This is a genomic window from Rhodococcus aetherivorans (assembly GCF_011058165.1).
In the GTDB taxonomy this organism is placed as follows: Bacteria; Actinomycetota; Actinomycetes; order Mycobacteriales; family Mycobacteriaceae; genus Rhodococcus; species Rhodococcus aetherivorans.
The window spans coordinates 1-18,332 of sequence record NZ_JAALEG010000002.1 but is presented as its reverse complement, the minus strand read 5'-3'; the positions used below and the strand labels follow the sequence as shown (position 1 = coordinate 18,332).

Annotated in this window: 15 protein-coding genes; 6 read left to right on the top strand and 9 right to left on the bottom strand. The window is 71.8% G+C overall.

The window, feature by feature from the left end:
* Positions 1–2 precede the first annotated feature (2 nt).
* Together G6039_RS00905 and G6039_RS00900 are read left to right on the top strand one after the other, a co-directional pair.
* Entirely contained in the window at positions 3–962 is a 960-nt protein-coding gene (locus tag G6039_RS00905) for an alpha/beta hydrolase family protein (RefSeq protein WP_006945011.1), read from the top strand.
* Between the two features lie 312 nt (positions 963–1,274).
* Positions 1,275–1,511: a hypothetical protein gene (locus tag G6039_RS00900; RefSeq protein WP_006945013.1), complete on the top strand. Its 237-nt coding sequence runs from the start codon at positions 1,275–1,277 to the stop codon at positions 1,509–1,511.
* Between the two features lie 23 nt (positions 1,512–1,534).
* Here G6039_RS00900 and purH read toward each other — a convergent pair whose 3' ends face one another.
* The 4 genes from purH to G6039_RS00880 all read right to left on the bottom strand — a co-directional run bounded on the left by purH (position 1,535) and on the right by G6039_RS00880 (position 6,716).
* Positions 1,535–3,100 carry a bifunctional phosphoribosylaminoimidazolecarboxamide formyltransferase/IMP cyclohydrolase gene (gene purH / locus G6039_RS00895; RefSeq protein WP_029542004.1) on the bottom strand — a complete coding sequence of 522 codons (1,566 nt, stop codon included), beginning with the start codon at positions 3,098–3,100 and terminating at the stop codon, positions 1,535–1,537.
* A complete protein-coding gene (gene purN, locus G6039_RS00890; RefSeq protein WP_080688460.1) occupies positions 3,087–3,734 on the bottom strand; it encodes a phosphoribosylglycinamide formyltransferase in 648 nt (215 codons plus the stop codon). Before purN ends, purH begins: the two co-directional genes overlap by 14 nt.
* A 54-nt stretch (positions 3,735–3,788) precedes the next feature.
* Positions 3,789–5,417: a cell division protein PerM gene (locus tag G6039_RS00885; RefSeq protein WP_029542000.1), complete on the bottom strand. Its 1,629-nt coding sequence runs from the start codon at positions 5,415–5,417 to the stop codon at positions 3,789–3,791.
* A 66-nt stretch (positions 5,418–5,483) separates the two neighbouring features.
* The gene (locus G6039_RS00880) at positions 5,484–6,716 is read right to left on the bottom strand and encodes a DUF5336 domain-containing protein (protein WP_161780427.1); all 1,233 of its coding nucleotides are present in this window, start codon (positions 6,714–6,716) and stop codon (positions 5,484–5,486) included.
* Positions 6,717–6,823: 107 nt separating this feature from the next.
* On the opposite strand from G6039_RS00880, the gene G6039_RS00875 reads away from it, so the two are divergent.
* Complete coding sequence (locus G6039_RS00875) at positions 6,824–7,447, top strand: IMPACT family protein (RefSeq protein WP_029541994.1); 624 nt, start codon at positions 6,824–6,826, stop codon at positions 7,445–7,447.
* A gap of 70 nt (positions 7,448–7,517) precedes the next feature.
* Here the strand turns inward: G6039_RS00875 and sucD are convergent, their stop codons facing one another.
* The 3 genes from sucD to G6039_RS00860 all read right to left on the bottom strand — a co-directional run bounded on the left by sucD (position 7,518) and on the right by G6039_RS00860 (position 11,465).
* Positions 7,518–8,420, bottom strand: coding sequence for a succinate--CoA ligase subunit alpha (sucD, locus tag G6039_RS00870; RefSeq protein ID WP_003937757.1), 903 nt, complete (start codon positions 8,418–8,420; stop codon positions 7,518–7,520).
* 15 nt (positions 8,421–8,435) lie between these two features.
* Entirely contained in the window at positions 8,436–9,605 is a 1,170-nt protein-coding gene (gene sucC / locus G6039_RS00865) for an ADP-forming succinate--CoA ligase subunit beta (protein ID WP_006945023.1), read from the bottom strand.
* 144 nt (positions 9,606–9,749) lie between these two features.
* Entirely contained in the window at positions 9,750–11,465 is a 1,716-nt protein-coding gene (locus G6039_RS00860) for a hypothetical protein (RefSeq protein WP_029541991.1), read from the bottom strand.
* A 226-nt stretch (positions 11,466–11,691) separates the two neighbouring features.
* Here G6039_RS00860 and G6039_RS00855 point away from each other — a divergent pair, with 226 nt between their 5' ends.
* Positions 11,692–12,735 carry a M23 family metallopeptidase gene (locus tag G6039_RS00855; RefSeq protein ID WP_043797705.1) on the top strand — a complete coding sequence of 348 codons (1,044 nt, stop codon included), beginning with the start codon at positions 11,692–11,694 and terminating at the stop codon, positions 12,733–12,735.
* Between the two features lie 77 nt (positions 12,736–12,812).
* Here G6039_RS00855 and pcrA read toward each other — a convergent pair whose 3' ends face one another.
* Positions 12,813–15,257 (bottom strand): DNA helicase PcrA, encoded by a 2,445-nt coding sequence (gene pcrA, locus G6039_RS00850; protein WP_029541986.1) that lies wholly within the window; start codon positions 15,255–15,257, stop codon positions 12,813–12,815.
* Positions 15,258–15,546: 289 nt separating this feature from the next.
* Between pcrA and G6039_RS00845 the strand changes: the two genes are divergently transcribed.
* The gene (locus G6039_RS00845; RefSeq protein ID WP_029541984.1) at positions 15,547–15,855 is read left to right on the top strand and encodes a chorismate mutase; all 309 of its coding nucleotides are present in this window, start codon (positions 15,547–15,549) and stop codon (positions 15,853–15,855) included.
* Between the two features lie 159 nt (positions 15,856–16,014).
* On the opposite strand, the gene G6039_RS00840 is transcribed toward G6039_RS00845, so the two are convergent.
* On the bottom strand, positions 16,015–17,466 hold the full coding sequence (locus tag G6039_RS00840) for an NAD-dependent succinate-semialdehyde dehydrogenase (protein ID WP_029541981.1): 1,452 nt from the start codon (positions 17,464–17,466) through the stop codon (positions 16,015–16,017).
* Between the two features lie 79 nt (positions 17,467–17,545).
* Here G6039_RS00840 and G6039_RS00835 point away from each other — a divergent pair.
* On the top strand, positions 17,546–18,332 hold a 787-nt coding region (locus G6039_RS00835; RefSeq protein WP_478384484.1), incomplete at its 3' end, for a glucose-6-phosphate isomerase.

The window sequence follows — 18,332 nt, the reverse complement described above, 5'->3', positions numbered from 1 at the left end:
CCATGGCGGACACCGACATCTCCTTCTCCAGCGGCGACGTGACCCTGCACGGCAGCCTGCGCGTGCCCGCCGCGGGCGACGGGGACGTCCCGGCCGTGCTGCTGCTCGCCGGCAGCGGTCCCACCGACCGCAACGGCGACAGCGCGCTGCTGCCCGGCCCGATCGGCACCCTGCGTCACCTCGCCGACGTGCTCGAACGCAACGGCTTCGCCAGCCTGCGCTACGACAAGCTCGGCAGTGGCGTCACCGGCCTCGGTCCGTACGACGTCTCCGACGTCGCCGACCTCGGATTCTCCACCTTCATCGACGCCGCCACCGACGGCCTGCGGTTCCTCGCCGGACAGCCGGGCGTCGACGCCGAGCGACTCTACGTCGTCGGGCACAGCGAGGGCGCGCTCATCGCCCTCTCCCTCGCCCACGCCGGCGCGCCCGTCGCGGGCATCGCCCTGCTCGAGCCGCTGGCGGTGCGGCTGCTGGACCTGCTCACCGCCCAGATCGACGCCCAGCTCGACGCCGTCGTCGACGCCGGTCAGCTCCCGATCCAGGTGGCCGACGAACTGCGTCTCGCCCTCGCGGACGCCGTCGAATCGCTGCGGGCCGACGGCACCCTCAGCGACACCCTGCCCGAGCCGCTCCGCAACGCCGGACTGGTCTCGGCCAACGCAAAGGCCCTCGCCGAGGAGGACGCCCTCGATCCGCGGATGCTCGCGGCCCAGCTCGACGGGGCGCTGCCGGTACTCACCAGCGTCTCCGCGAAGGACATCCAGGTGCGGGTCGAGGACGTCGACGCCCTCGACTCGGCACTCGTGCACACGAGCCTGACCTCGCTGCGCCTGCACCGGGCCAACCACGTGCTCAAGGACATCGGCGACCAGCAGTCCACCGGCGCCGACTACATCGCCGATCTGCCCTTCTCGGACGAGTTCACCCGCGGTTTCGAGGCGTGGCTCGCCAAGCTCTGACCCGCCGCCCGAGATGGGCGGAAAACAAGAGATGTCAGATTCGCGTTACTCGGGTATGGTGTCCGGTTAACCCGTAGGAACACACGAGAAAGGTACGGTCCGATGCGAGACGACAAGGTCATCGCGGCGAAGTCGATGCGCATTGCCGTACCCACCTGGTGCCGACACACCTACGCGTACTTCCACTTCGCCAAGTGGCAACCCCGGGAATGAGTCGACGACTCGAAAGACTCCTTCTCGGGCACCCGGGCACATCGCCTCGGGTGCCTTTCTTTATCCCGTACCGATCTTGTCCAGTAAGAGGAGAACACGATGAAACTGCGACTCGGCGCCACCGGCGCCGTCCCCAAGGACCTGCCCGACGATCTCACCGGTCACGCGATCACGATCGACCTGAGCCACGTCGGCACCGAACAGGCCGCGGCCGCTGCGGACCTCATCCGCGAACTGCTCGACCGCGGTGCCGCCCGGCTGGTCATCTCCGACGCCCGCGACGCCGCGCCGCGGACCGTGACCCGCCCGGCGACCGGCCACCCGCACGCGGCCTGACGGCGCGGGCGGCCGGGCGGCGCTCAGTGCGCGAAGTGCCGTGCGCCGGTGAGGTACAGGGTCACGCCGGCCTCGCGAGCGGCCTCGATCACCTCGTTGTCGCGCACCGAACCACCCGGCTGCACGATGGCCTTGACGCCGGCCTCGGTGAGCACCTGCAGGCCGTCCGCGAACGGGAAGAACGCGTCCGATGCGGCGACGGATCCGGTGACACGGTCCCCGGCGCGTGAGACCGCGAGCCGGGCGGAGTCCACGCGGTTGACCTGGCCCATGCCGACGCCGACGGTGGCGCCGCCCGCAGCGAGCAGGATCGCGTTGGACTTCACGGCCCGGCAGGCGCGCCAGGCGAACTCGAGATCCGCGAGGGTCTCGGCGTCGGCGGCCTCGCCGCAGGCCAGCTCCCAGTTCCCGGCCGAATCACCCGGCGCCGTGAGGGTGTCGCGCTCCTGCAGCAGCATGCCGCCGGAGATCTGACGCAGCTCGATCTGCGCCGCCTGCGGCGAGTCGGCCCGCAGGATGCGGATGTTCTTCTTGCGGCTGAGCACCTCGACCGCGCCGGCCGCGTACGCCGGGGCGATGATCACCTCGGTGAAGATCTCGGCGACCTGTTCGGCCATCGCCACGCTCACCTCGCGGTTGACGGCGATCACGCCGCCGAACGCGCTCACCGGATCGCACTCGTGCGCCTTGCGGTGCGCCTCGGCGACGGTGTCGGCCACCGCGATGCCGCACGGGTTGGCGTGCTTGATGATCGCGACGCACGGCCGGTCGTGGTCGTGCGCGGCGCGCCAGGCCGCGTCGGCGTCCTGGTAGTTGTTGTAGGACATCTCCTTGCCGTGGAACTGCTCGGCGCGGGCCAGGCCCGGCTCGCCGGCCTCGTTCACGTACAGCGCCGCCGCCTGGTGCGGGTTCTCGCCGTACCGCAGCACGGCCGCACGCTGCCACGTCGCACCGGCCCAGGCCGGGAACTGCTCGGCGGCGTCCGCCTCCGGGACGGCATAACCGGCGTTCATCCAGCTCGCCACCGCCACGTCGTAGGCGGCGGTGTGCTGGAACGCCTGGGCGGCAAGGGCTTTGCGCTGCGGCAGGGTGAAGCCGCCCGCCTTGACGGCGTCGAGCACGTCGTCGTACCGGGCCGGGTCGACGACGACGGCGACCGACGGATGGTTCTTCGCGGCGGCACGCACCATGGACGGGCCGCCGATGTCGATCTGCTCGACGCACTCGTCGGGGGTGGCCCCCGAGGCGACGGTCTGCGTGAACGGGTACAGGTTCACCACGACCAACTCGAACGCCTCGACACCGAGCTCGGCGAGCTGGTCGAGGTGGTCCTGCTTGCGCGTGTCGGCGAGGATGCCGGCGTGCACTCGCGGGTGCAGCGTCTTGACCCGGCCCTCGAGGCACTCGGGGAAGCCGGTCAGGTCCTCCACCTTGGTGACGGGGATGCCGGCGCCGGCGATGGTCGCGGCCGTGGAGCCGGTGGAGACCAGCGCGACACCCGCCTCGTGCAGACCCGTCGCCAGTTCGACCAAACCGGTCTTGTCGTAGACGCTGACGAGTGCACGTCGCACAGCCTTACGTTCGGTCACTGGGGATCACGGCCTTTCGTCCATCGGATACAACTCCACGGGTGGCGACGGCGGCGACCACGTCGGCCAGCAACCGTCGCTCCACAACCTTGATGCGTTCGTGCAGGGTGGCCTCGTCGTCGTCGTCGAGGACCGGCACGGGTTCCTGCGCCAGGATGGGGCCGGTATCGACACCGGCATCGACCAGATGCACGGTCGACCCGGTGACCTTCACCCCGTAGGAGAGGGCGTCGGGGACTGCGTGCGCGCCGGGGAACGCCGGCAGCAGCGCAGGGTGGGTGTTGACGATGCGGCCGCCGAACCGGTGCAGGAAGGTCGGCCCCAGGATCTTCATGAAACCGGCGGAGACCACCAGGTCCGGCTCGTGCGCGGCGACGGCGTCGGTGAGGGCGCGGTCCCACGCGGCGCGGTCCGGGTGCTCACGCAGCACGACGCGGAGATGCGGGATGCCGGCGGCCTCGGCATGCCCCTCGGCGGCGCACTCGCGGTCCACTCCGACGGCGACGATCCGGGCGGGGTACCCGTCCGTGTGCGTCGCGTCGATCAGCGACCGCAGCAGGCTTCCGGTGCCCGAGGCGAGGACGACGACCCGTGCCGGCGCAGTCGGCGGCAGCTGGTCACGCGAGGCAGTCAGCGCTCTACTCCTGGAACTCGAGAGGGGTCGGCCGGATGCTCGGCCGGGTAGAGCCTAGCCCTTGGGGGGTGCGGCCCCCTCCGGCAGGTCACCGTTGCGCTCCGGCGGCGCGCCGGCATCCTGCTCGGTTAAGCCGGACCCGCCCGGCTCGTCGGCGGCGTCCTCGAGTTCCGCGTCGGCGACGTCCACACGCTCGTCGTCGGCGGGGTCCACGCGCTCGGCGGGGTCCTCGCCCTCGGTGCCGGCGTCGGCGGGGTCCTGCTGCCCCGCGGGGCCGTCCTCGACGATCTCGGCCTCGAGCACGTCGGCGGCCGGCGTCGCCGGGCCCGCCTCGAGCGCCTTCGCCTCGTCGAGCGGGGTGGCGTCGGCCTCCTCGACCGGCTCGTCGCCGTCGGGATTCTCGGCGGCGGCGGTCTCCGTGGCGGACTCCCCCGCGGCGGCCGACGCTCGGACGGCCTCCGCCGCGGCCAGGCGGTGCTCGCGCCACAGCAGCAGCTGCGACGTGACGAGGCCCAGCAGCCCCGACCACGCGAATACCAGAACCCCGGCAAGCCACCAGTTTCCGCCGACCACGCCGAAGATCCCCAGGGGGCCACCGGCGACCCACGTGGCCAGCGCGCTCGTCGCGCCCGCGAGCGCCGCCGCAGCGACCACCGTGAGCGCGGCGTCGGTGGACGACACGTACTCCCCCCGGGCCCGCGCCTCGAGGTGGCGCTGGGCGACGTACCGTCCGAGCAGCGCACCCACCGTCGCGGGAACGGCCAGCAGCACCGGCCAGAACGGCGCGGCCGGTCCCGGTGGGATCACGGCGAGCACCGGCAGTGCGGGCAGGTCACCGCCGGTCGCCTCGAACAGGCTCAGGGTCACGTCGCCGAACTGCACCGTGCTGCCGGCCACCACGGCGGCGGCCCCGATCAGCACGTTGGGCAGGTACAGCACCGACAGCACCGTCAACCCGAGTGCTCCAGTCACTCCCCCGCCGCGGCCGATCAGGTCACCGACCACGGTCCACGACCACAGCAGCCCGAGTACGGTCACCACCCCGGCCGCGGCGAACATCCCCAGCACCGCGCGGGCCGCGGGGCGCACGGCGGCGACCAGCCAGTTCGGCACGCCGTAGCGGACGGACAGCGGCCGCCACGTCCGGGCACCGATGCCGAGCCCGGCCCCGAACAGGTAGAGGGCCGTCACCCAGGCCAGCGCGGCCGCCGGATTGGGGGTGACGACGGGCAGGACACTCGCCGCATCCTGGATCACGATCAGTGCCACGATCGTGATCACCGTCGGACCGGCGAGGGTGGCCACGGCGATGCGTGAGGCGTTCCGACGATCGAGCGGACGGCCGCCGAGCGCGACGAAGGCGTCGGTGGCCGAACGCGCGGCCCGGGCGGTCAGCCACACCAGCACCGCCGTCGGCAGCAACGGCAGCACGCCGAGCGCTACCCCGTCGATCGTCAGCGTCACCTGATGCAGGGCCAGCCAGCTTCCCGCGATCGCCGCGTAGATGCCGGTCAGGTCGCTGCTCGCGGCCACCATCGTGGTCACCACCAGCGTGGCGATCAACGCGAGGGTCACTGCCGGCACCCTGGCCGCCGTGCCGAGCAGGATCCGCAGCTGCTCCGGTTCGACCGGGTTGCCTTCCGGGGTGGTGCGCCGGTCGGACCGGCCTAGCGTCGAGGTCATCGTGTCGAGAGTGTCACCCGGCGACGGTCGTGACGGTCAGGCGCGCCGCAGCACGTGCGGGAGCCGTCACCGCGGCTCGTCACCGGGGCGGAACGCCTGCGTCGGCGCCGGGTCCGACGTCCGCTCGGCGTCGTCCTCCGACGGACGCCCCGCGGCATCCTGCTCGGAGTCGGCGTGCCGGGGGGCGAGCACGGTCGGCTCGTCCGCGCCGCCACCGGCGGGCTCCCCCGGCCGGCCCGAAGGACCGGGCGACCCGGCGCCGTACGGGGCCTGGGCTCCCGTCGGGGTGTAGGCCTGCTGGCCGGGGTGCTGCCCCTCGGATTGCGGCCGGTCGACGCGCAGCGGCTGGCTCAGGTGCTCGGTCTGGGCGCCGTAGTCCGGGCTGGGGTAGTGCTCGCGCGGCTGCGCGCCCGAGTACTGGGTGCCCGGGTACTGGGATCCCGGGTACTGTCCGGACGGGTGCTGCCCGGACGGATACTGGCCGGTGGAGTACTGCCCCGACGGGTACTGCCCGGTGGAGTACTGCGGCTGCTGGTAGCCGGGGTACTGCGCCGAGGACCCCGAGGGGTAGGCCGAGGACCCCGAGGGGTAGCCGGAGCCCTGCGTTCCGTATCCGCTCGACGCCGCGCCGGGAGCGTAGCCCTGACCGGACGGATAGCCCTGCCCCGCGCCGGCACCCTGCGCTCCGTATCCCTGACCGCTGTAGCCCTGGCCGCCGCTGTAGCCCTGGCCGCCGCTGTACCCCTGGCCCACGCCCTGCCCGCCGCCTCCCTGGCCGCCGAACGACTGCGCGGGCGCGCGGCGCTGGCCGGGCACCAGGATGCCGATCCCGAAGAGCAGCGCCATCAGCGCGAGCGCAGTCTGCAGGAAGCCGAGGACGAGGATCGACACCCCACCCCACGAGATGCCGGTGTCGTCGGGCAGGTGGAAGAGCTGGAACAGCGACACCACGAAGCCGACCGCGGAGGCCGCCACCGCAACGGAGCGCAGGTCCTGACCCGGTAGCAGCGACAGTGCCGCAGCCGCGCCACCGAAGAGCAGGAAGGCCAGCGGCACGACCGCGAACCCGAAGTCGAACGACGACAGCGCAACCTGGGTGCCGAAGGAGATCCGCACGTACGGGGCCAGGCCGAGCAGGAAGTTCAGCACCGCCAGCACCGCGACGGCGATCGGCAGGAGCAGCGGCACCACCTTGTCGGAGCCACGGGAGGCGAGGCTGGATCCGCCCCCGGTCGACGACCCCGTGGGACCTGACGGGGTGTCGGACCGGCCCGTTCCCGAGCCTGCTGGGTAGGTCATCGCTCCTCCTGATGTCGTCGGCTGCTCTGTGACCAGCCTAGGCACGATCACCGTGGGCGGCAGGAGTCCCGCGAATCCGGCGAATCCCCACCGGCGAGAATGTGCGCATGCCCAGCACCCTCGAGCCCGGAGCGGACGTCGTCGCCGAGACGGAGATCAAGCATTCCCGCTTTCTCGCCGCGCTGCGTCGCGTCGACTCGGATACCGCCGCGCTCGCCTTCGTCGAGGAACAGCGGAGGCTGTATCCCGATGCGCGGCACCATTGCTGGGCCTTCGTGGTGGGCGACGAGCCGGCGCACCGGGCGGAACGGTCGAGCGACGACGGGGAACCGGGTGGCACGGCCGGGGTGCCGATGCTGCAGGTGCTGCACCATCGCGATCTGGTGAACGTCGCGGTGGTGGTCACCCGCTGGTTCGGCGGCATCAAGCTCGGCGCGGGGGGACTGGTCCGGGCGTATTCGGGTGCGGTGGCCGTCGCGGTCGACGCGGCGACGCTGGTGCCGCGGGAGCGACGGGCGGTGTTCACCCTGGCGGTGGGGCACGGTGACGCCGGCCGGCTGGAGTCGGAACTACGGGGCCGCGGGGTGAGCGTGCTCGACGTGTCCTACACGGAGCGTGTCGTCTTCACGGTCGCGGCCCGGGATGCGGCCGGGTTGCGGAGCGTGGTGGCGTCGGCGACGGCCGGCGCCGGCGAGCTCGAGCCCGTCGGCACCGAATGGGTGGACGGGTAGGCAGCGGAGCTGCCGGTGCGTCCTTTGGGCGGTCAGGACCGCCCAAAGGACGCACCGGCGGCGGAGCCGCCTACAGCGACTGCAGGATCTCGCGCGCGAGAGCGGCGGTCTCGGACGGCGTCTTGCCGACCTTCACGCCGGCCGCCTCGAGGGCGTCCTTCTTGGCCTGCGCGGTGCCCGAGGAGCCGGAGACGATGGCGCCGGCGTGGCCCATGGTCTTGCCCTCCGGAGCGGTGAACCCGGCGACGTAGCCGACGACCGGCTTGGTCACGTTGGCCTTGATGTAGTCGGCCGCGCGCTCCTCGGCGTCGCCGCCGATCTCGCCGATCATGACGATGAGCTTGGTCTCGGGGTCCTTCTCGAACGCCTCGATGGCGTCGATGTGGGTGGTGCCGATGACCGGGTCGCCGCCGATGCCGATGGCGGTGGAGAAGCCGAAGTCACGCAGCTCGAACATCATCTGGTAGGTCAGGGTGCCGGACTTGGACACCAGGCCCACCGGGCCCTTGCCGGAGATGTTGGCCGGGGTGATGCCGACCAGCGACTCACCCGGGGTGATGATGCCGGGGCAGTTGGGGCCGATGATCCGGGTCTTGTTGCCCTTCTCGACGTTGTAGGCCCACGCGTACGCGGTGTCCTGCACCGGGATGCCCTCGGTGATGACCACGAGCAGCGGGATCTCCGCGTCGATGGCCTCGATGATGGCGTCCTTGGCGAACTTCGGGGGGACGAACGCGATCGAGACGTCCGCGCCGGTCTCCTTCATCGCCTCGGCGACGGTACCGAAGACGGGCAGCTCGACGGCCGAGCCGTCGGCGGCGGTGTGGGACACAGTGGTGCCGGCCTTGCGGGCGTTGACGCCGCCGACGACCTGGGTACCGGCCTTGAGCATCAGGGCGGTGTGCTTGGTGCCCTCGCCGCCGGTGATGCCCTGGACGATGACCTTCGAGTCCTTGTTGAGGAAGATAGACATGTTCTCCGTGTGTCCTTACTTCGCGGCGTGCGCCAGCTCGGCGGCCTTGTCAGCGGCCTCGTCCATGGTTCCGACCAGCGTGACCAGCGGGTGGTTGGCGTCGGCCAGGATCTTGCGGCCCGCCTCGACGTTGTTGCCGTCCAGGCGGACGACCAGCGGCTTGTTGGCCTCGTCGCCGAGGATCTCCAGCGCCTTGACGATGCCGTTGGCGACCGCGTCGCACGCGGTGATGCCACCGAAGACGTTGACGAACACGCTCTCGACCTGGCCGTCGTTCAGGATGACGTCCAGGCCGGCGGCCATGACCTCGGCGGACGCGCCGCCACCGATGTCGAGGAAGTTGGCGGGCTTGACGCCGCCGTGCTTCTCACCGGCGTACGCGACGACGTCGAGGGTCGACATGACCAGGCCCGCGCCGTTGCCGATGATGCCGACCTGGCCGTCGAGCTTGACGTAGTTCAGATCGTGCTCCTTGGCCTTGGCCTCGAGCGGATCGGTGGAGTCCTTGTCCTCGAGCTCGGCGTGCTCGGGGTGGCGGAAGCCCGCGTTCTCGTCGATGGTGACCTTGCCGTCGAGGGCGAGGATCTGATCGTCGGGGGTGCGCACGAGCGGGTTGACCTCGACCAGGGTGGCGTCCTCGGCGACGAAGACCTCCCACAGCTTCTGGATGGTCACGGCCGCGGCGTCGAGCACGTCGGCGGGCAGGTGGCCCTGCTCGGCGATGCTGCGCGCGAACGCGAGGTCGACGCCCTTGACGGCGTCCACGGGAACCTTGGCGAGACGCTCGGGCTTGGTGGCCGCGACCTCCTCGATCTCCATGCCGCCCTCGACCGAGCACATGGCCAGGTAGGTGCGGTTGGCCCGGTCGAGCAGGAAGGAGATGTAGTACTCCTCGGCGATGTCGCTGGCCTCGGCGACCAGGAGCTTCTTGACGATGTGACCCTTGATGTCGAGGCCGAGGATGTTCTCGGCGTGGGTCTTCGCATCCTCGGGGGTGGCGGCGTACTTCACGCCACCGGCCTTGCCACGACCACCGGTCTTGACCTGGGCCTTGACCATCACAGGCTTACCGATTTCCTCGGCGATCGCCTTGGCATCGTCGGCCGTGTCGGTCACACGACCCAGCGACGTCGGCACACCATGCTTGGCGAAGAGTTCCTTCGCCTGGTATTCGAAGAGATCCATCTGCTCACCGTCTCGTCTGCGTTGACGCCCGCTCGAGGGGTATGAGCGGGTCCGTTCGGACTGTAACTAGTCGGAAGTCCCACCAAACGCCCGCACTCCTGGTATGTGTCGCATGTCACCGGAGCGAGGGGCCCGAGGGGTACCTCACGGATTTTCCTCCCGGATTGTGAGCCACGCCGCAGCCAGGAGGAACACCACCCCAAGGATTGCAGGCAGTGTGAGGACGCCGTTCACCGGCTCCTGCTCCGGGCTCCGCACGAGCAACCACGACGCCGCATACAGCGCCACCGACGCCGCCGCGCCGAGCAGCAGCACACCGCCCCGGGCCGGCCGCGACCGCGCTGCGACCAGCACCGCTGCGACCACCGCGACGGCGAGCAGCACCCGCCCCCACACGTCGTAGCCCCACGGATAGCCCAGGACCGAACCGGCCCCGGGCTGCACCGGCAACAGCACACCGGCACCGGCGACGAGAGCCGCAGCCGCGCCCACCGCGCGCACGACCGGCCCGGCGATCCGTTCGACGGAGGTGTCGATGCCGTCGCGTTCCGCACCCCCGGCCAGCACGACGAGCACCCCCGTCGCCGCCGCCCCCAGGATCGCGGCGCCGGCCAGCCACGCGCCCGGCCCGGCACCGACGCCGGGCAGGTCCGTGGCGAGCACCCAGGACTGCAGGACCGCCCCGGCGGCGGTGACCACCGCGACGACCGGCACCGCGACGGCGGGCCGCAGCGGGGCGGCGAATTCGGAGAGCAGCAGCCACACGCTCAGCGCCAGCACGAGCAGGCCTGCGGCGAGCAGCAGGCGAGTGGCCGGCAGGTCGGGCGCCGGCGCCCCGGCCGGGACCGACAGGGTGGGCAGCAGCGCACCCGCCGTCGCGACGACGCCGGTGGCAATCCCCGCGACGCCCGCGGTGACGTGCCGGCGCAGCATCGCCGGGACGGACGTGACCGCCCTGGGCACCGGCCCTGCGGCGCGGGCGGACCGGGCGACGAGCCGGGGCAGTGCGACCGCGGCCGCGACGAGGGCGACGGCGGCGACCACCCCGACGGCGGCACCGGGCGACGGCGCGAGCCGCTCACCGGTGAGACCCGCCGCCAGGCGCGGGCCCAGGATGCCGAGCGCACCGAGCCCCGCACCCGCCACCAGGCCCGTCGCGGCGGCCGGCGAACCGGTCACCAGCGCCCACGTCGCCGTCAGCACCACCGCGACCGCGGCGGCCAGGGAACCGATCGCGGTGGCAGTGGTGGCGTCGAGGACGCCGGGGCCGAGCAGCACCGGGTCGTCCGAGACGAAGGGCGGGGCGAGGAGCGCACCGGCCGCGACCAGGGCCGCCACCGCCACCGCGGTCGCCGCCGGGGCCCCGACGCGCACACCCACCGGGCCGTCCTCGCCGGGCACGTGTGCGGGGTCGGCCCCGAGCCGCCGGACCGCGACGGCCCCGAGGACTCCGGCGCCGACCGCGGCGAGATGGCCGGCGAGGACGACGCCCGCGCCCGGGCCCGCCGTGAGGCCGGCGGCGGTGAGGGGCCGGAAGAGCTCGAGCCGGTCGGCGTCGAGGGCGTCGGTGAACAGCGCGACGTCGAGCAGGGCCGCGCCGAGTGCGACGAACCCGGCCCCCGCAAGCAGCGCGCCGGCCCGGATTCCGGCGAGGGGCCCGGGCCGACGGGCGAGATTCACCGCGCCGACGGGCACCGCGAGCGCGGCGGCGACGGCGACGAGCGTCGCGGCGCCGAGGGCGGCGCCGACGGGCCCGGCGTCGGCGCGGACCGCCGGCAGGAACGGCGCGACCGCCACGGCGATGGCGCCGAGCACGGACAGGACGAACGCGGCGACGAGGACGGGCGGGCGGCTCGGCACGCCCCGACGCTACGGCGACGTTCCGATTCATCGCGGCGTGACACACCGTGAATATTCGGTATCGCGCCGTAACCGAAGGAACGTTTCCATATACGCCCAGCTCAAACTGTGATGCCAGTCACAAGGCCCGATTTCCAGCCCGTTTGGGTTGCCACGCTTGCGATCGTTTCGTTACCGTCGCTTCGGTCCGAATAACGGTCAGGTCACGAACGGAGGACGGCAGTCGATGCACACTTGCACTCCACGCGCCGACAGCCGTCCCGGCAGCGGGTTCGGTGACTTCGAGTCCACGGAGGCCACCGACCATCTCTATCCGGGCCACTGGCAGCCGCACGAGCGTTACCTCGACGAGGGCCCGGCGGACGATCTAGACGTCTCGAGCATTGTGAACTTCCGCAACACCAGTACCACCGAGCAGTACGAATTCTATGGCACCGAGCCGGCCGAGCCGCTCACCGCCCCCGGATCACCCGACAGCGATCTGGCCGCCCCCACTCGTCGCGGCGGCGCCCACCGGGTTCCCACTCCCCCCGCCGCCCTCAAGGGCCGCGCCGCGGTCCTCGCGGTCGCCGCTGGCGCCGTCGTCGCCGCGGGCCAGGCCGCCGCCAGCGGCCCCGCCCAGGAGTCCGGGCACTCCGAGGTCGCCCTCGCCGCGGACGCCACCGACTCGCACGTCATCACCGCCACCGCGGTGCCGCAGGCCGCGCAGTTCGCCCCGGAGACCGAGTCCGAGGGCGCCGCCCCGTCCCAGGCCCCGCAGGTCCTCAACATCGCGGACCCGAACGACCTCTCCCAGTTCTCGAACCTGCTCGCCAAGGGCCAGCGGTTCAGCGAGGAGCGCGCCGCCCGCGAGGCCGCCGCCCGCCGCCCGCTGTTCGTCCTTCCGGCCGCCGGCGTCTTCACCTCCAGCTACGGTGCCCGCTGGGGCACCCTCCACGCCGGGGTGGACATCGCCGGTCCGATCGGGACCCCGATCCTCGCGGTCGCCGACGGCACCGTCATCGACTCCGGTCCCGCGTCCGGCTTCGGCATGTGGGTGCGCCTGCGCCACGCGGACGGCACCGTCACCGTCTACGGCCACATCGACCAGTCCATGGTGACGGTCGGTCAGCAGGTCATGGCCGGCGACCAGATCGCCACCATGGGCAACCGCGGCCAGTCGACCGGCCCGCACCTGCACTTCGAGGTGCACCTCAACGGCATCGACAAGATCGACCCGCTGCCCTGGCTCGCGACCCGCGGCATCTCCCTCGGCATCCGGAACGACTGACCTCCGGCGCTTCTCGCGAAACGGGCCCCGCACCGGCTGGTGCGGGGCCCGTTTCGCGTCCGGCCGGGAACCCGGGGTCAGAGCTTGACCATCGGCACGCCGCCGACGAGCATCAGCCGCACCTTCCCGGCGCTGCCGAAGTCGATGACCACCGTCGCCGTCGGCCCGGAGCCGCGGGTCTCGAGGACCGTGCCGAGGCCGTACTTGTCGTGGCTGACCCGGTCGCCGACGGCGAGCACGAGATGGTTGTTGCGCGAGCGCGCGGTCCCGAAACTCGGTGTCGACTGCCGGTCGTCGCCGAACCGGGACGCTCCGCCCCCGAAGCCGGAGCCGACTCCGCCGTAGCCGCCCCGGCCCCGGCCGGCTCCGATGGCGTGACCACCGGCCACCCCCGGATCCTCCCGGCGCCACTCCACGAGTTCCTGCGGAATCTCTTGCAGGAAGCGCGATTCCGGATTGGTCACCGGCTGCCCCCAGGCCGAGCGCAGCACCGCCCGGCTCAGGTAGAGGCGCTGCCGCGCGCGGGTGAGCCCGACATAGGCCAGGCGCCGTTCCTCCGACAGCTCGGCCGGGTCGCCGAGCGCTCGCATGTGCGGGAACTGCCCGTCCTCCCACCCGGTCACGAACACCACCGGGAACTCGAGACCCTTGGCGGTGTGCAGCGTCATCAGGGTGACGACCCCGTCGCCCTCCTCGGGGATCTGGTCGGCGTCGGCCACCAGCGACACCCGTTCGAGGAACGCGGCGAGCGAGCCGGGCTCGGGCTCCCCCTCCGCGCCCTCCCGTTCCTCCTCGAGACCCGCGGCATTGCGGGCATCCGAACTGAATTCCCTTGCCACGCTGACCAACTCGTTGAGATTGTCGAGCCGCGTGCCGTCCTGCGGGTCGTCGCTGGCCTCGAGCTCGGCGCGGTAACCGGTGCGGTCGAGGACCGCCTCGACGACGTCGCCGATGTCGACGAGGTCGTTGCCGTCGGCGTCGGTCTCGGTGAGCATCCCCCGCAGCTCGTCCATGAGGTCGACGAACGCGGCGATGGCCTTCTGCGAGCGGGTGTTCAGCAGGGGCACGGTGCCCTCGGCCGCGTCGCGCAGGGCCCGGCCGAACCCGACCGCCGTGCGTTCGGCGTGCACCGCCACGCAGGCCTCCGCGCGGTCGCCGATGCCGCGACGGGGGGTGTTGAGGATACGGCGCAGGCTGACCGTGTCGTCCGGGTTGGCGAGCACCCGCAGGTACGCGACGAGGTCGCGGACCTCCTTGCGCTCGTAGAAGCGCACGCCGCCGACCACCCGGTAGGGCACGCCGTGCCGGATGAACACGTCCTCGAGGGCACGGGAGGAGTTGTTGGTGCGGTAGAACACCGCGACGTCGGCGAACCTGGCCTCACCGGCGTCGACGAGCCGGTCGATCTCCGCCGCCACGAACTGCGCCTCGTCGTGCTCGTTGTCGGCGACGTACCCGGTGATCGGTTCTCCCGCGCCGGAGTCCGTCCACAACCGCTTCTCCCGTCGTCCGGTGTTGCGCGCGATCACCGCGTTGGCCGCCGAGAGGATGTTCTGCGTGGAACGGTAGTTCTGCTCGAGCAGGATCGTGCGAGCGTCGGGATAGTCGCGTTCGAACTCCTCGATGTTGCGGATCGTCGCGCCGCGGAACGCGTAGATGGACTGGTCGGCATCGCCGACGACACACAGCTCCCCCGGCGCGACCGCATCGTCCGTCACGGTGTCGTCCGCACCGCCCACGAGCGTGCGCACGAGCACGTACTGCGCGTGGTTGGTGTCCTGGTATTCGTCGACGAGAACGTGGCGGAACCGTCGGCGGTAGTACTCCGCCACCTGCGGATGCGCCTGCAACAGTGCCACCGTCTCGCCGATCAGGTCGTCGAAGTCGAAGGCGTTGGCCGCGCGCAGCCGCTGCTGGTAGTGCGCGTAGACCCGCGCGACGATCCGCGGCAGTTCCGCCGCCTCGCGGTCCGCGTCGGCCGCGGCCTCCTCGGGGCCGATCAGCTCGTTCTTGAGATTGGAGATGTGCGTCGCCAGCAGCCGCGCGGAATACCGCTTGACGTCGAGGTCGAGATCCTTGGCGATCATGGTGAGCAGCCGCCGGGAGTCGTCCGCGTCGTAGATGGTGAAGTTCGAGTTCATCCCCGACAGCAGCGCCGACTGCGCCCGCAGGATCCGCACGCAGCTCGAATGGAACGTCGACACCCACATGCTGTTCGCGCGCGGACCGACGAGGTGGGCGACGCGCTCGCGCATCTCGGCGGCCGCCTTGTTGGTGAACGTGATCGCCAGGATCTGGCCCGGCGCCACCCCACGCTCACCCAGCAGGTACGCGATGCGCCGGGTCAGCACCGCCGTCTTGCCGGAGCCGGCCCCCGCGACGATGAGCAGCGGAGACCCCGTGTGGGTCACGGCCTCCCGTTGCTGGGGATTGAGTCCCTCGAGCAGCGCGTCGGGGGTCATCGCCCGCACCCCCGAGTTCGACGCGGGGACGGGACGGCCGGAGGCAACGGGTGTGTTCATCGTGGTACCAAACTACCGGCGATCGCCGACAGCCGTGCCGGCCGGGCCGGGGCGATTCGGCAGGTATGCCTTACTTGGCCGGTTCGGGGACGGGTGGCAAACTGAACGTCATGTCATGCGCTCCACGTCGCCACTATCGGCGACACTTCCATCGGTGTGAGAGCCGATGACCGAGGCCTGACCACACCCGAGGCTTCGGCTGCTGCGCCACCGAAGTCCCGAGCCGACGGCCGGACCGGTAACGCCCGCAGTATCCGAAGCGATCCCAGAGCTGACGCGAGGAGACGACATGAGCACCAACACCGAGGCCGCCGGTTCCGGAGCCAGCGCATCCGACGCTGCCCTGCCCACCACCGAGGCGGAGATCGACGAGCTCCGTAAAGAGATCGACCGGCTCGACTCCGAGATCCTGGCGGCGGTCAAACGCCGTACCGAGGTCTCGCGCATCATCGGCCAGACCCGCATGGCCTCCGGCGGTACCCGCCTGGTGCACAGCCGCGAGATGAAGGTTCTCGAGCGCTTCAGCGAGCTGGGCCAGGAGGGTCACACCCTGGCCATGCTGCTGCTGCGGCTCGGCCGCGGCCGTCTCGGTCACTGACGCCACGGCCGTCCGGGTCACCGAGGCCACGGCCGTCCGGGTCACCGAGGCCACGGCCGTCCGGGTCACCGAGGCCACGGCCGGTTCGGTCACCGAGTCCCGCCGGTACGCCCCCGAGCCCGTCGGTCCCGACGCTCGGGGGCGTCACCGTCGCGCAGGTCACTGCAGCGCGATGTACTTCGTCTCGAGGTACTCCTCGATGCCTTCACTGCCGCCCTCGCGGCCCAGCCCGGAGGCCTTGACACCGCCGAACGGCGCCGCCACGTCGGAGATCACGCCCCGGTTGACGCCCACCATGCCGGACTCGACGGCCTCGGCCACCCGCAGCGCCCGGTCCAGGCTCTGCGTGTAGATGTACGCGGCCAGTCCGTATTCGGTGGCGTTGGCCGCATCGATCGCCTCCTGCTCGGTGTCGAACCCGGCCACGGCGGCGACGGGGCCGAACACCTCCTCCCGCAGGATCCGGGCCTCGGCCGTCACCCCGTCGAGCACGGTCGCCGGGTAGTACCACCCCGGGCCGTCGGGGACGGATCCGCCGAGCCGGAGGCTCGCCCCGGCCCCCACTGCGTCCTGCACCAGCGCGCCGACGGTCTCCCGCTGGCCGGCGTTGATCAGCGGCCCGAGTGTGGTGCCGGGGTCGGTGCCGCGCCCGAGCCGGTACTGCGCCATCCGCTCGGTCAGCTTCTTCACGAACTCCTCTCGCACCGAGTTGGCGACGTGGAAGCGGTTCGCGGCCGTGCACGCCTCGCCGCCGTTGCGTAGCTTCGCGGCCAGCGCGCCCTCGACCGCGGCGTCGAGGTCGGCGTCGTCGAACACCAGGAACGGCGCGTTGCCGCCCAGCTCCATCGACGTGCGCAGCATCGCCTTCCCGGCCCGCTCGGACAGGGCCCGGCCGACCCCGGTGGAACCGGTGAAGGTCAGCTTGCGCAGGCGGGGATCGTCGATCAGCGGACCGGTGACCGCCCCGGCGCGCGACGTCGGCAGCACGGACAGCACCCCCTTCGGCAGGCCGGCCTCGGCGAACAGCTGGGCGAGCAGCAGCATCGTCAGCGGGGTCTCCGACGCGGGCTTCATCAGGATCGTGCAGCCCGCAGCGAGGGCGGGACCGATCTTGCGGGTGCCCATCGCGAGCGGGAAGTTCCACGGCGTGATCGCCAGGCACGGTCCCACCGGCTGCTTCGTCACCAGGATCCGTCCGTTGCCCGCGGGCGCGTGGGTGTAGCGGCCCGCGATCCGCACCGCCTCCTCGGCGAACCAGCGGAAGAACTCGGCACCGTACTTGGCCTCGGCCCGGCTCTCCGGCAGGGCCTTGCCCATCTCCAGGGTCATCAGGAGCGCGAAGTCCTCGGCACGTTCGGTGATCCGCGCGAACACCGAACGCAGCAGTTCGCCACGTTCGCGCGGCGGGGTCGCAGCCCACTCGTGCTGGACGGCCACCGCGGCGTCGAGGGCGCGGACGGCGTCCGCCGGACTCGCGTCGGCGACGTCGGTGAGCGTGTCGCCGGTGGCGGGATCGTGGACGGGGAAGGTGGCGCCGTTCTCTGCGGCCACCCACTCCCCGCCGAGGAACAGTTCTGTCGGTACGGTCCGGATCAGTTCTTCGGTGTCCATGACCCACATCATGCGCTCCACGACCCGAGCGGATTCCGAACCCGCCGGTAACTGCGGCCCCGCACTAGGCTCTGAATTCATGAGCGACGTGACTCGAACCGCACCGTGGCAGCAGCTGTCCCAGCACCGTTCGGAGCTCGAGGCGGTGGATCTGCGGGGGTTGTTCGCGGCGGATCCGGGGCGGGCGCAGCGGTTCTCGCTGACCGTCGGGGAGTGGTACATCGACTACAGCAAGCATCGGATCACCGACACCACGGTGGGGTTGCTGCTCGAGCTGGCCCGGGCGTGTGGGCTCGAGGCCCGCCGCGATGCGATGTTCGCCGGGGACCGGATCAACACCACCGAGGACCGGGCGGTGCTGCACACCGCGCTGCGGTTGCCGCGGTCGGCGACGCTGACCGTGGACGGCACCGACGTGGTCGCCGAGGTGCACACGGTGCTCGACGCGATGGCCGGCTTCGCCGAGAAGGTCCGCTCGGGCACCTGGCGCGGCGCCACCGGCGAGCCGATCGCCACGGTGGTGAACCTCGGGATCGGCGGCTCGGATCTGGGCCCGGCGATGGTGGCGCGGGCGTTGCGGCACTACGCCGACGGCCCGGCGGTGCGGTTCGTCGCCAACATCGACCCGGCGGATCTGACCGCGCAGCTGACCGGCCTGGACCCGGCCACCACGCTGTTCGTGGTGGCGTCGAAGACGTTCACCACCGTCGAAACCCTCACCAACGCCACCGCCGCGCGGCGCTGGCTGGTCGCCGCGCTCGGTGAGGACGCCGTCGCGGCGCATTTCGTGGCGGTGTCCACGAACGCGAGCAAGGTCGCCGAGTTCGGCATCGACCCGGCGAACATGTTCGGGTTCTGGGACTGGG